Genomic DNA, 14,284 nt, shown 5'->3' with positions numbered 1-14,284 from the left:
TGGTCACGAATCGTACCTGCAAAGTGTTGCACTCGAACTCTTCAAGGTATAACAGATTTGATAGAGTCGGTTGAAAGACTCAAATCAGGGCCTGTATTACAGGTTATGATGGTCAACAATGGAATCGCCAATAATCGGAGACTGTGATGATGCTGCGCTGTCGTCCTTGGAGTATGCTGCTGGTTCTTGTTTTCTGCTCGTGGCCGGGCGCGTTCAGTCTTGCCCAGAAGGCCGTACCACTGACGATCGAACAGCGGCAGACCTTCGATCAGGAACTGCAGACGCTACAGGAGTCGCTGGAAGCGTTACATGATCGACCTGCGAGCGACATCGCAGATGCCTCGATTTTCTCCAAGGGTTTGCAGTGGGCACTGCAGTACGATCAACAGTTTTCGCCGCGAGATATCGCTTTAATGAAACAGGCAATCGTACGCGGCAAACAACGCATCGAAGCATTAGACGCCAACAAAAAACCGTGGAGTACCCGCAAGGGCAAGCTGGCGTTAGGTTACGTTTCTGCGGTGGACAACTCGGTGCAGCCGTATGGCGTGATTGTGCCTGAAAACTACGACCCCGCACAACCAATCCGGCTCGACGTGGTTTTACACGGCAGCACGCGTCCCGTCGGCATGAGCGAGTTACGGTTCATCGCCCGGTTTGATGAAGGTGACGAAAAACGGTCCTCTGCTCCCGATAAGCCTTACATCGAACTGCATCCGCTGGGCCGTGTGGAGAACTGTTATCGCTGGGCCGGAGAGACAGACGTGTTCGAAGCTATTGAGGACGTCAGTCATCGTTATAACATCGACCGTCGCCGGATCGTCCTGCGTGGCATGTCGATGGGGGCTTCCGGGACCTGGCACCTTGGTTTAAAACACCCGGACTTTTTTGTGGCAATCGGACCTTACTGCGGTTATGTCGATACACATCATTTTTCAGAAACGCCGCTGAAAAACTTCGTCAAAGTAGGCCCCCTGCCGCCGCATCAGGAACTGGGGCTGCATATGCTCGATTCCATTGACTACGCGGCCAATGCCGGTGTCGTCCCGGCCATCGCGTGCATTGGCGAAAAAGATGTCTTCTTCCAGGCACACGTGCTGATGGTGAAGGCCATGCAGCAGGAAGGGCTCACGATGGTGAACCTCATCTCGCCGGGCACCGGGCACGTCATTGATCCGGTCACACATGCCGAGCAGATGCGGCGGATCGGTTTGTATGTCGACAAGGGGCTCGACAGGCAACCACAACAACTGCGGTTCGTCACCTGGACTCTCAAATACAATCGCTGCCACTGGCTGGAAGTGCTTGGTTTACAGCAGCATTATGCGAAGGCTGTGATTGCTGCTCATTTACGTGACGATGAGATTGATATCACGGAACTGCAAAACATTACCCGCTTCGCGATCGATATATCACGTCTGTCGACAGTACCGCAGAAACTGCGTATCGGTAAAACGGAACTTTCACTCTCGCCTGCAAATACAACCCGAACCCGGAAAATTGTGATCGAGCGGAAGGAAAACGTCTGGTCGCTTGCGGACAGAAAGGGTAAATCGCCGCTCACAGGCAAACGCCCCGGTTTGCAGGGGCCGATTGACGATGCGTTTTCGTCGCCGTTTCTTTGCGTACGTGGAACAGGACAACCATGGAACGCAGCCGTACAGGCTTATTCCAATGCCAGTCTGAAGCGATTCGCCGACGAGTGGCAGCACTACTTTCGCGGCGAACTCCCCATCAAAAACGACACGGACGTGACGGACGAAGATATTCGCACTCGAAATCTGATCCTCTTCGGCGATCCGGGCAGTAACAGTTTGATTGCGAAAGTCCTGCCCGATCTTCCTCTGGAATGGACCAGAGAAAAACTCCGGTTGGGGAATCAGGAGTACCCCGCAGATAAACACGTTCCCGCATTGATCGCGCCGAACCCACTCGCTGGTGAGAATCGTCGTTACGTGGTACTCAATAGTGGCCACACCTTTCGAGAAGCCGAGTTGGCAAAACTCAATTACCTGCTCTTCCCGCGCTGGGGCGACTGGGCTGTGCTGCAAATCGACCCGTCCTACACAGGTTCCACTCCAATCAAAGAGAACGTGCTCCACGCCGGTTACTTTGACGAACAATGGAAGTAGACAGACTTTTTTTAATTGTCCACAGAACGCGGCATCCATCATTTATAACCCCTTTTACAGGCTCATTCGGCGATCTGAATTTCGCTTTCATTGGAAATGCCTTGACAATTGTCTGCAGGCAAACCTACGATCTAGGGAACGATCATCCATTTGGGACCCACCTGTTCTCCTCGTGCTGCGATGTCGCAGTTTCGGATTTTCTTGAGACGCACCAGGATCGTTAATTGTGTTCAGATTTTAAGGACATAATTGAGTATGCGCACGCTGCTTCGATCCAGCCTCTTATTTTGGTCAGTTTTTCTCGCTCTGACGATCAATGTCTGTCGTGCGGAAAATGATCTGACGAAGAATTCCGTCACCGCTGCGAAAATCGATTTCAGCCGTGATATTCGACCGATTCTTTCTGAAAACTGCTTTCATTGCCATGGTCCCGATCCGAAGCATCGTGAAGGAGATCTGCGACTGGACGTGGCTGAGGCGGCAAAAGCTGACGCGATCGTTCCCGGGCATTCCGATCAAAGTGAATTTTATAAACGGATCAGCAGCAATGATTCTGATCTGATTATGCCTCCCGCTGATTCGAACAAAGAGTTAACTCCCGAGCAGAAGTTATTGCTCAAACGCTGGATTGATGAGGGAGCCGAATGGACCAGTCACTGGTCATTTCTCGCTCCGAAAAAATCCGCATTACCCACAGTCAAAAACAGCCAGTGGGTGCGGAATCCGATCGACCAGTTTGTACTGGCAAAACTGGAATCAGAGCAGTTGCGGCCCTCGAGGGAAGCCAGCCGCCGTACCTTGATCCGTCGACTGACGTATGATCTGACCGGACTGCCCCCTACCATTTCCGAGATTGATCAGTTTCTGCATGACGAATCTCCCGACGCTTATGAAAAACTGGTGAACCGCCTGTTAAGTTCAAAAAAGTATGGCGAACGCATGGCTTTAATGTGGCTGGACGCAGCCCGCTATGGTGATACGAGCGTGTATCATGCGGACGGCCCACGTGATATGTGGGCCTGGCGCGATCGCATCGTGCAGATGTATAACGAAAATGTTCCCTTTGACCAGTTTTCAACGGAGCAACTGGCGGGAGATTTACTTCCCAATGCCAGCCCCTTACAAAAGGTCTCCTCAGGATTTAATCGGAATAACGGGACCACCGATGAAGGTGGCCTGATTCCGGAAGAGTACCGCGTGGAGTACGCCGTTGACAGAGTCAAAACAACGTCCACGGTCTGGTTGGGACTCAGCATGGAATGTGCTCAATGTCATGAACATAAATACGATCCGATTTCACACGAAGACTATTACCGCTTCTTCGGGTTTTTCAATATCAGCGCCGACGCCGGAAGTCAGACACGGAACGGGAATGCCAAACCAACGGTAGATCTGGTTGATCCGGAAAAACAGAAAATACTCCCGGGGGTGCGTACCAGAATCAAAGAAAACGAACTGCAGCTCGCCGCGCGTCAAAAGTCGGTCGAACCTCAGTTTACCGCCTGGCTGGTGGAAAAAGAAAAAAAGCAACAATCCGCGCCATCCCCAATTGAAGGACAGATCCTGCATTTCAGGCTGGATGAAGGCCAGGGAAACCAGGTTGTCGATCAACTGGACCAGAAACGTAAAGGGACTATTCAAGGAAAGGTAGACTGGACAAAGTCTCCTTACGATCAGGGGCTTCATTTTGACGGCACGACCTTTGTCGATCTGGGCGAAGTCTGTAATTTTGAACGGACAGATTCATTTTCCTACGGTGGCTGGATCAATCTCGACCCCAAAGGATCCGGCGCGATGTTGGCGAAAATGGATGATGCCAACAGTTATCGCGGGTACGATATTCTCATCTCAGGCGAACAAATCTCCGTGCATATCATCAATACCTGGCCGACGAATGCCATTAAGGTGACAACGAAGAAAAAACTCAAACCGTCGACCTGGCAGCATGTGTTTGTGACCTACGATGGTTCATCCAAAGCACAGGGGGTAAAAATCTATGTGGACGGTGAGTTGTGGGACTGGAAGATTGAGCAGGATCGCTTAACGGATACCATCCGCACGGCGAAAACGTTACTGATCGGCAGTCGGCACCCCAGTTCCCGTCTCAAGGGAACCATTGATGAAGTCTCAGTCTTCAATCGGGTACTCAGTCAATCTGAAGTCGAAACACTCACGAAGCAACTTCCGATTACGACCATCCTGGCGGTCTCTCCTGAAAAACGAACGAAAGAGCAACAGCAGCAGTTGCGCAACTACTACCTGGAACGGGAAGACGCAGAATATATTGCGTTAGTCAAGAAACAGCAGGAATTAAAAGCCGAAGAGTCAAATCTTCTCAAACCGCTGACGTCAGTCATGATCATGGGAGACATGTCTAAACCGCGGGATACCTTTATTCTCAATCGCGGCGCTTATGATGCGCCTACCGAACATAAAGTCGAACCGGGTACACCAGCGGTTTTGCCGCCGATGCCCAAAGACGCCCCCCAGAACCGCCTGGGTTTAGCACAATGGCTCTTTGCCGAGAATCATCCTCTCACGGCGCGCGTCGCTGTGAACCGGTACTGGCAAATGCTGTTCGGGACAGGCCTGGTCACGACACCGGAAGATTTCGGTTCGCAGGGCGCCTTCCCCAGTCATCCGCAATTGCTGGACTGGCTGGCTGTTGATTTCAGGGAATCCGGCTGGGATGTCAAGCGGATGCTCAAACAAATAGTAATGTCGTCTACGTATCGGCAGACATCGGATGTCCCGCGGGTTGCCTATTTACGAGATCCCGCGAATCGACTGCTGGCACGCGGTGCACGTTTTCGGTTGCAGGGAGAAATGATCCGCGACAGCGCACTTCAGATCAGCGGCTTACTCAACCCCCAAATGGGAGGCCCGGGAGTCAAACCCTATCAGCCACCCGGACTCTGGAAAGAAGTGGGTTTGGGCGGAAATCCCAAATTCGTGCAGGACCACGGCGACAAACTGTATCGCCGCAGCTTATACACCTACTGGAAACGATCCGCGCCTCCGCCGTCGATGCAGATCTTTGATGCACCGACACGGGAGAAGTGCACGATCCGACGGCCTCGCACCAATACGCCTCTGCAGGCCTTAGTCACGATGAATGATGTCCAATACGTGGAAGCAGCCCGCCATCTGGCAGAACGCATGCTGAAAGAAGGGGGAGCAACCAGTGCTGAACAGGTTGGTTTTGCCTTTTTACTGGCAACCGCCAGAGAGCCCCACTCAACAGAAAGAGCAGTACTTCTGGATGTTTACGAGGAAAGCCTGAAACACTATCAGGCCCATCCTCAAGCGGCTGAAGAACTGCTCAAAGCCGGTGAGTCGCCTCGTGATAAAAATCTGAATGTCCCTCAACTGGCGGCCTGGACGGTCGTGGCCAACATGATTCTCAACCTGGACGAAACTTTAACTCGTGAGTAAAACGCTATGAATCCTCTGGAAGAATACCAGCGACAGTTAACACGTCGACAGTTATTGTCACGCTCCCGTGGATGTCTGGGGGCGGCGGCACTGGCCTCGTTACTGGGAGACGTACCCAGACTCTCCGCTGCCAGCCAGTCCAATCCGGATCAGCGAGGGCTCCCCGGCTTACCTCACTTTGCCCCCAAAGCGAAACGGGTGATTTATCTCTTCATGGCCGGTGGTCCCAGTCATATTGACCTGTTTGATTACAAGCCTGAGTTGAAGAAGATTCATGGAAAGGAACTGCCTGATTCAATTCGAAAAGGGCAACGACTCACGGGCATGACCAGCGGTCAAAAAGCGTTTCCCTGTGTCGCACCCATGTTCAATTTTAAACGCTACGGCGAACGGGGAACCTGGATCAATTCAGACATCCTGCCCCACACTGCTTCCATCGCAGACGACATCGCGATTATCCGCACCATGAATACGGAAGCCATCAACCATGATCCTGCGATTACCTACATCAATACGGGAACACAACAACTGGGACGTCCCAGTTTCGGCGCGTGGCTGAGTTATGGATTAGGCAGCCCGAACAAAGATCTGCCCGCTTATGTGGTGATGATTTCCGTCGGTAATGCACCAGGGCAGGCACTCTATTCACGGCTCTGGAGCAGCGGCAACCTGCCCTCACGGCACCAGGGAGTTCAGTTTCGTAGTGCCGGTGACCCCGTTCTATTTCTTTCTGATCCCAAAGGACTGGACAGAGGGCTGCGTCGCAAAATGCTGGATGGACTGGCGAAGCTCAATGAAGAAAAATCCCAGCTGTCGGGTGATCCGGAGATTGAAGCACGCATTGCACAATACGAAATGGCGTATCGGATGCAGACCTCGGTACCCGGTTTAATGGACTTGAGCGGAGAAACGAAAGCGACGTTTGAGATGTACGGCCCCGATTCAGAAAAGAAAGGCACGTTCGCTTCGAATTGCATTCTCGCACGTCGGATGGCGGAACGTGGCGTGCCTTTCATTCAACTCTTTCAGCGGGGCTGGGATCAACACGGGAATCTCCCTAAAGCCATTCGCAATAATTGTGACAAGGTGGATCAGCCCGCAGCCGCCCTCGTGAAAGATCTAAAACAACGGGGATTATTAGACGATACCGTTGTCATCTTCGGTGGAGAATTCGGTCGCACGATTTACAGTCAGGGAACGTTGACGAAAGACAATCACGGGCGTGACCACCACGGACGTTGTTTCTCAACCTGGGTGGCTGGCGGAGGTTTTAAGCCAGGCATCGATTACGGAGAGACTGACGATTACTGCTATAATATCGTGAAAGATCCGGTGCATATTAACGATCTCAACGCCAGTGTGCTGCACTGTCTGGGCATCGACCATAATCGCTTTTCCGTGAAATATCAGGGGCTCGATCTCAAACTCACCGGTGTCGATGGTGCCCAGGTCGTCAAAGGATTGCTGTCTTAGGTAACAGACATTTTAGCTGGATATAAACAGCCGGACAGAGACTGTCTTCAATCCAGTCCAGAGGACGAAAGGTTTTGACAAGCCACTCACCTGAGCTGTAGTGGTTTTCCGATTCCGTAACTTGTTATTTATATATGATTTACATAGACAAGATAACAAGCGGCGATTCACAGGTCGAAGACTTGACCTGACTGCCCGTATTTTGGTTGCGGTAACTCTGGAATCAGTTAGAATAGATCAAAATACTCAAGCGCTTCATAAAGTCAGCTTACCTCACAATACCCTCCGATATCGGCGCAAGGTTACCTGCCACTGCCAACTTATCTGTGACACAGCATTTAGCTGCTCGACGGAACAGGTAAACCACTGCCTGATTAGCTGAAAGATTGATCATGCTTAACCGTAGAGAAATGCTTCAAGGTTTAGCGGCCGGCGCTGGTGCCGCATTTGGACTCTCGCTCGTTCCCGAACGTCTGCTGGCCATGCCTGCCAGCAAGGATACGCCCAAGCGTGTAATTTTCTTCATGCAAAACCAGGGTTTCGATCCGGCAACCTGTATTCCGGAAGGGATGAAACGCAGTGGCTCGCTGGCGAAAGTCAAGCTCCCCGAGCCCATCAGCCCGCTGGAACCTTATAAGGAAAAGATGCACATCATCAATGGTCTGCACGGCATTCATACCAGTCCGTCGCACAGTGCATTCTTTGGCGCACTCGGCGGTTATCGCGGCAGTGACGGAGTGCCTCCCAGTGCATCGACCATCGATTACGAGTTGAGCAAGGTCCTGCCGCAAACGCTGCTGCCTCACCTGTGCATCGGCATGGACTCCATTGAGAACATGACGACTAAGCCCACCATAGCGACGCTCTCTGCCAGTGGCGCCGGTCAGCCGATCTTCATGCATTCCAATCCGAATCATCTGTACCAGATGCTCTATGGCGGAATCTCTTCAGGAGACATCCGACGCCAGCACGAAGCAAGGTCGAACGTCTTCAATCAGATTGAAAAGTTAGCCGCTGCCAAAGGACGCGCACTCCCCACAGCAGACCAGCAGCGTTACGGTCAATTTGTTGCGGGATTCAAAGAGGTCAACGGCCTGCGTGATCGCCTCGATTCGGTATCGGATCACCTGCGCAAATTCGCCCCCAAGGTGGACGCGCGCTACACCAGTCCTGAGTTCGAAACAGACTGGCATGACGTCCTGCTCGACCTGGGAATCTCGTCGCTCACATCGGGCATCACCAATACGCTGACCATTGGTTCGGGCCGCGGTGAGATCTTCGGAGCCTGGAAAGGACTGGGAATCGAGCAACAGGGTCACAACCTGGGGCACATGGAACAGCCTGGTAATCCAATCTGGATTAAGATTCGTCAGTACAACAGCCGCATGCTGGTGAGGATCATCGAAGCGCTGGAAAGCGTGCCGGAAGGCAGTGGTACGATGATGGACCACACGCTGATCGTCTACACCAGTAACAACGCAGACAAGCAGCACACCAGCGGAGCCAACTGGCCTGTCATGCTGCTCGGCAATTTCGACGGCGCATTCAAGACGGGTTGCTTTACGCAACTGGATGGAAAACGTCCCATCAATGCCCTCTATGCGACGCTCCTGCAGGCAGCGGGCGTTCCCTGCGATCACTATAACATGAATGAGAAACTGGCCCGGAAGTTCGATTCCGGCACAGGCCCGCTCCAGGAACTGCTGGTATGACCTGCTTCAGATTCGCTCTGGTTCTCACACTGCTCGGCAGCTTGCTCCCCGCAGCAATGGGGGAGACTTATACGCCCGGGCAAAAAGTATCCAGAGACTTTAAAACCTTCGCGAAATCGTTTCTGACGACGCACTGTGTCGACTGTCACGGTCAGTCAGAGCCGGAAGGGAATCTCTCGCTTCACGACCTGGGACCCGTGGACGAGGTCAACGCTGCTACCTGGAAAAGTGTCTGGGCACAGGTCACTCTGAAAGAGATGCCCCCTCAGGATATGGACCAGCCTGAAGTGGTAGAACGACTGCAGTTCTCAGACTGGATTGTGGGCGAGCTGACACGCGTGATGAGCGACAAGGGCGGGTTCCACGATCACCTCGACCCGAACAAAGGCAACTACGTCGACCACGATCTTCTGTTCGGTCCATTGCCTGAGAACATTAAACTCAAGCCCACGTCTTCGCCCGCTCGTCTCTGGCGTTTAACGCCGCAGGAACACATCACGCGTCTGAATGAATTGATCAATCAGGAACCGGAGTATGATCCAGCCAAGCCGGGCTTGCGAACGCATGGCGATGTCGTTCCCACCAACCACGGCGGTGAACTCAAGCTCTACTTCGGTACGGATCGCATCATCAAATGGCAGGGGGGGACCGTGGCTTATGCGACTGCGGTCAAAAGCGTCCCTGCCGTGCTGTCATCGGCCCGCACGCATGGGCTGGAAAACTATCCTGATTTCTACACTGTCAACAGTGCGGAAGCCACGCAGATCATGGGCACAGCCGGGGACCTGATTCGCTACATGGCCTATGGTCCCCTGAGTATCGCCAAACCCTACCAGATCACCGATGATCCCCGGTCGATTGCAGACAAGATGAAAGGCGATATTCGCGGCTTGCCCACGAGTATCGTCTACAGCACGAAGATCGCGCGGCCCCTGACACCCGTCTATGAACTGATGCGGCAGGAAGACTATACCGATGAGAGTTTGCAGGCCGCCATCGATTACCTGTTCGAAATGTTGACCTTCCGACCGCCGAGTAAAAAGGAGTCGGACGACTACCTGACGATCGTGAAACAGTCCATTGAAAAACTCGGCAAGGAAGATGGCGTCGTTCTTGGTTTGTCGTCGATCTTCCTCGATCGAGACGCCCTCTTCAGACCGGAACTGGCTAAGTCCGGACAACCAGATCAAGACGGGCGTGTCATGCTGCAGGACTGGGAGTTGGGGCTGGCCGTCAATCACGCACTCCGCTACATCAAGCCGGACGCAGAATTACGAACCGCGATCATCGAAGGACGAATGCGGACCAGGGACGATGTGAAGCGGGAAGTAACTCGCATGCTCGCCGACGACAGTATCCGCAAGCCCCGCGTCCTGCGTTTCTTTCGTGATTTCTTCGACTATGACCTGGGCGGTTACATCTGCAAAGACGCCCGGGCACTGGCGAAAACAGGTGTGAGCAATCGCGGGCAGGCCCATTATCGAGCCATGTTCGATGCGACCGCGAGCACCGATCGGCTGATAGAACTGATCCTGAAAGAAGACCAGGACGTGTTGAAGCGGCTCCTGACCACAGACAGGGCTGTCGTCACGGAAGCAGATAAAATCTACTTCGGCAAGCGGCGTTCCCGGGCAGAAGAGATCGCCGCCAGAAAAGCCGCCCAGAAAGCCGCAGAGGAACTCGCCAGCAAAGAGTCCGCCAATCCGGGGAAGAAAAAAAACAAAGCTGCCCGGAAAAAGCAGGAGAAAGTCAATCACAGTGTCACCCCGGCAGAGCTTTCCGGCAAGGAACTCTATGCCCGTGTCAGTCGCCGCAGTTTCGGCACCGGCTCGATGCGACCGGAACGCATCCTGGCCACAGTGCCCGCTGAGCAGCGCCTGGGCATCCTGACCCATCCCAGTTGGCTCGTCTCACATTCCGACGCCATGGACAATCACGCCATTCGTCGCGGTCGCTGGATTCGCGAACGTTTACTGGGCGGCGGCATTCCTGATGTCCCCATCACCGTCGATGCCATGCTGCCCGATGAACCACAAAATACACTCCGTGAACGGATGCGGGTCACCAGGCAGGAATACTGCTGGACCTGCCATAAGAAAATGGATCCGCTGGGGCTGCCGTTTGAGATGTATAACCACGCCGGCCTGTACCGGGAAACGGAGCTCGAAAAGCCAGTCGATACAACAGGCGAGATCATCGATTCCGGTGATCCCACACTCGATGGCAAAGTCGCCAACGCCATTGAACTGATCGAAAAGCTGGCGGAGAGTGAGCGGTCCGAACAGGTCTTCGTCCGCCACGCGTTCCGTTTCTGGATGGGCCGCAACGAAACCCTCAATGACGGTCCCGTTCTCCAGGCTGCCTATCGTGCCTACAAAGACAATGGCGGCAGTATGAATGCCCTGCTCGTTTCACTGCTCACCTCCGATGCGTTTCTCTACCGCACCAGAGGCCCATCCGCGTCGGCAGAAACAGACTGAGAACCTTAAAGGAGCTGTTGTCACACCAGTTCCGGAATGGGTTCCTGACGTTCCAGCAGATATTGTGGTCGGCCATTGTTGTCGGGAATCGTGGTAGTTGCCGTATCAATTCCCAGGTTGTGATAGAGTGTGGCAAAGACTTCCTGCATATGTACGGGATGGTCAACCGCCTCTTCAGCCCATTTATTGGTGGAGCCAATCACCTGGCCGGTTTGCATCCCACCGCCGGCCAGCAAACCAGCATGCACGCGCGACCAATGATCGCGACCTGCTTTATCATTGATTTTGGGAGTCCGTCCAAACTCTCCCCAGACGATCACAGTCACATCCTGATCCAGACCCCTTTCGTGCAGATCTTCTACCAGAGCAGCAACTCCCTGATCCAGTAACGGAATCACTTTGCGCCCTCTGCCAAAATTATCGCTGTGGTAGTCAAAATCAGCGAAACTGCAGGTCACCATGCGGGCACCCGCTTCGACAGCGCGGAGGGCCTGCAGAAACCGGGACATCAATGCCTGATACCCCATCTTCGGATCAAAACCGAGTACCTTAGGATCGTCGATTCCGTACCGGGCACGAATTTTCGGGTCAACTTTCTCCAGATCCAGGGCTTCCACTAACTTGGACGAAGTTAAAACTCCCAAAGCCTGTTCGGTAAAGTTATCAGTGGTCTCGGTAGATAACTTCTGATCGACATTCTTCCGGTACGTATCGAGTTCCTTCAGCAGTCGGCTCCGTTCGTGCAACCGAATCGTGGAAATCTGATTCAGCGTCATGTTGCTCATCACTTCGCCATCGGGACGAAATGGAGTATGCGCCATTCCCAGAAAACCGGCTCCTTTGATGTTGTAGGGATCATGAGCCATCTTTTGTGAAAGATCAATATACGGTGGCACGGATGGATTTACCGGTCCCTGCAGTTTGGAGAGTGCCGACCCCATTGACGGCCAGCCCCCCTGCGGTTTGGGATCCCGAACCTGATGGCCGGTGCAGCATTGGAATGAATCGTGTCGACCTTCAGACCCCACCAGAGAACGAATGATGGAGAACTTTTCCATCATCCCGGCGACGCGCGGCATCAATTCGCTGATTTGTATGCCGGGCACATTCGTAGCGATTGGTTGGAACTCACCACGAATTTCGGCGGGCGCATCCGCTTTCAAATCGAACATATCCTGATGCGGGGGCCCACCATTCAGGAAGATCATGATGACCGCTTTGTGAGAATGCTGCTGCCCGTTCTGTTGCTGTGCCTGCAAAATTTGAGGCAACGACAGGCCTCCCATCGCCAGTCCGCCAATCTGCAGAAAGGAGCGGCGGGGGATACGATCACAGAATTGCAATGCCCGGTCTTCGATTCTCAACATGCCCGATGTTCCATGAAACTGGAAAAACTTAAGCCTGCACCATTCTTCAATTTCTCAATTGATCGACAGACAACACATCAAATTATACCGATATTTCCCATTGAATGTGAACCTGAAACCGCTAGGTTTTCCCGATGCCACTCAGTTTCGCATTCACCTCATTTCTGGTGTGCGAGAAGATTCTCCATCATTTTACCCACGCCGTCCAGACTGACTCAAAATCACGTGATGATGTCCTTGACCACAGTCCCGTGTACATCAGTCAGACGATAATCGCGCCCCTGGAAACGATACGTCAGGCGCTCGTGGTTGATACCCAGACAATGCAGAATCGTGGCGTGAAAATCGTGCACGTGTACCGGATTTTCAGTGATGTTATAACAGTAATCATCAGTTTGCCCGTAAGTGATTCCGGGCTTGATGCCTCCTCCCGCCATCCAAATCGAAAAGCAACGCGGGTGATGGTCCCGGCCGAACGTTTTTGGATTGCCTTGCGAATAGACCGTACGACCAAACTCGCCTCCCCAGATCACCAGTGTTTCATCCAGCATGCCGCGCTGTTTCAAATCGGCAATCAAAGCCGCCGATCCCTGGTCGGTCTGTTTCGCCAGATCCGGCAGATACTTTTGAACGTTACTATGGTGATCCCAGCCACGGTGAAACACTTGAATAAAGCGGACGCCGCGTTCGGCTAATCTGCGTGCGAGCAGACAGTTGGCCGCATGCGTTCCAGGCTCTTTCACATCGTCACCGTAGAGTTCGAGCGTGCTGGCCGATTCATTGGAGATATCAGCAAGCTCTGGAACCGAAGTTTGCATCCGGTACGCCATCTCGTATTGGGCGATGCGTGCGTTGATCTCCGGATCACCGATTTCCTCTGCCCGTAACTGATTGAGTTTTGCCAGCCGGTCCAGCATCGTTCGGCGTTGTGAGTCGCTCCCTCCGGCCGGATCGCTCAGGTAGAGCACCGGATCACCCTGGCTGCGAAATTTGACACCTTGGTACTTCGAAGATAAAAAGCCGCTCCCCCACAACCGGTCATACAGGGGTTGTGCCTGAAAGAACGAATTCTTACTGAGCAGGACGACGAAGGACGGTAGATTTTCTGTCTCGCTTCCCAGTCCATAACTGAGCCAGGCGCCGATACTCGGTCGTCCCGGCTGCTGATGCCCTGACTGAAAGAACGTGATCGCGGGATCATGATTGATGGCTTCAGTATGCATGGAATTAATCACGCAAATGTCATCGGCCACCTTTCCCATATGCGGCAGCAGATCACTCAGCCATGTTCCCGATTCACCATGCTGCCGGAATTTCCAGGGAGATTTGACAACCGGAAATTTCTTCTGTCCTGCTGTCATGCCCGTCAGCCTCTGCCCTTTGCGGATGCTGTCGGGCAATTCGGTCATGTGCAGTTTCTCGAGAGACGGTTTGTGATCGAGCAGGTCGACCTGCGAAGGCGCACCTGACTGCAGCAGGTAGATCACGCGTTTGGCCTTCGGAGCAAAATGCGGAATGCCCGGCAAACCGCCGACACGCGTTGCATCGCCGGCAGTCTCTTTCGCAAACAGGTCGCGATTGAGCAACGACGCCAGCGCCGCGACACCAATCCCAGTACTCGAGCGTCCAAAGAACTGGCGTCGATTGACCTGTAATTGCATCTCAGTTAAGGGATCACGCATCGT

Annotated in this window: 7 protein-coding genes; 5 read left to right on the top strand and 2 right to left on the bottom strand. The window is 53.4% G+C overall.

All coding sequences use genetic code 11. The annotated features are described in order from the left end of the window. Positions 1 to 146 precede the first annotated feature (146 nt). The 5 genes from Enr10x_RS19850 (at position 147) to Enr10x_RS19830 (ending at position 11,232) form a co-directional block, all read left to right on the top strand. Positions 147 to 2,132, top strand: coding sequence for a prolyl oligopeptidase family serine peptidase (locus Enr10x_RS19850; RefSeq protein WP_145451115.1), 1,986 nt, complete (start codon positions 147 to 149; stop codon positions 2,130 to 2,132). A gap of 255 nt (positions 2,133 to 2,387) precedes the next feature. Beyond that, the gene (locus tag Enr10x_RS19845) at positions 2,388 to 5,567 is read left to right on the top strand and encodes a DUF1553 domain-containing protein (protein WP_145451114.1); all 3,180 of its coding nucleotides are present in this window, start codon (positions 2,388 to 2,390) and stop codon (positions 5,565 to 5,567) included. A gap of 6 nt (positions 5,568 to 5,573) precedes the next feature. Beyond that, positions 5,574 to 7,040, top strand: coding sequence for a DUF1501 domain-containing protein (locus tag Enr10x_RS19840; protein WP_145451113.1), 1,467 nt, complete (start codon positions 5,574 to 5,576; stop codon positions 7,038 to 7,040). Between the two features lie 392 nt (positions 7,041 to 7,432). Further along, positions 7,433 to 8,752 (top strand): DUF1552 domain-containing protein, encoded by a 1,320-nt coding sequence (locus Enr10x_RS19835; RefSeq protein ID WP_145451112.1) that lies wholly within the window; start codon positions 7,433 to 7,435, stop codon positions 8,750 to 8,752. Continuing rightward, complete coding sequence (locus tag Enr10x_RS19830; protein WP_145451111.1) at positions 8,749 to 11,232, top strand: DUF1588 domain-containing protein; 2,484 nt, start codon at positions 8,749 to 8,751, stop codon at positions 11,230 to 11,232. Before Enr10x_RS19835 ends, Enr10x_RS19830 begins: the two co-directional genes overlap by 4 nt. A gap of 20 nt (positions 11,233 to 11,252) precedes the next feature. Here the strand turns inward: Enr10x_RS19830 and Enr10x_RS19825 are convergent, their stop codons facing one another. Both Enr10x_RS19825 and Enr10x_RS19820 read right to left on the bottom strand, forming a co-directional pair. Beyond that, the gene (locus Enr10x_RS19825; protein ID WP_145451110.1) at positions 11,253 to 12,599 is read right to left on the bottom strand and encodes a DUF1501 domain-containing protein; all 1,347 of its coding nucleotides are present in this window, start codon (positions 12,597 to 12,599) and stop codon (positions 11,253 to 11,255) included. A gap of 221 nt (positions 12,600 to 12,820) precedes the next feature. Next, complete coding sequence (locus Enr10x_RS19820) at positions 12,821 to 14,281, bottom strand: DUF1501 domain-containing protein (protein WP_145451109.1); 1,461 nt, start codon at positions 14,279 to 14,281, stop codon at positions 12,821 to 12,823. Between the last annotated feature and the right edge of the window lie 3 nt (positions 14,282 to 14,284).

Origin of the sequence: Gimesia panareensis (assembly GCF_007748155.1) — a bacterium.
In the GTDB taxonomy this organism is placed as follows: Bacteria; Planctomycetota; Planctomycetia; order Planctomycetales; family Planctomycetaceae; genus Gimesia; species Gimesia panareensis.
The sequence above is the reverse complement of the archived record's forward strand: the minus strand, read 5'-3'. Positions and strand labels throughout refer to the sequence as shown.

Bases quoted from the DNA above. Each gene is read 5' to 3' on its own strand.
- Enr10x_RS19850 (WP_145451115.1), top strand. From the start codon at position 147: ATGATGCTGCGCTGTCGTCCTTGGAGTATGCTGCTGGTTCTTGTTTTC.
- Enr10x_RS19845 (WP_145451114.1), top strand. From the start codon at position 2,388: ATGCGCACGCTGCTTCGATCCAGCCTCTTATTTTGGTCAGTTTTTCTC.
- Enr10x_RS19840 (WP_145451113.1), top strand. From the start codon at position 5,574: ATGAATCCTCTGGAAGAATACCAGCGACAGTTAACACGTCGACAGTTA.
- Enr10x_RS19835 (WP_145451112.1), top strand. From the start codon at position 7,433: ATGCTTAACCGTAGAGAAATGCTTCAAGGTTTAGCGGCCGGCGCTGGT.
- Enr10x_RS19830 (WP_145451111.1), top strand. From the start codon at position 8,749: ATGACCTGCTTCAGATTCGCTCTGGTTCTCACACTGCTCGGCAGCTTG.
- Enr10x_RS19825 (WP_145451110.1), bottom strand. From the start codon at position 12,599: ATGTTGAGAATCGAAGACCGGGCATTGCAATTCTGTGATCGTATCCCC.
- Enr10x_RS19820 (WP_145451109.1), bottom strand. From the start codon at position 14,281: ATGCGTGATCCCTTAACTGAGATGCAATTACAGGTCAATCGACGCCAG.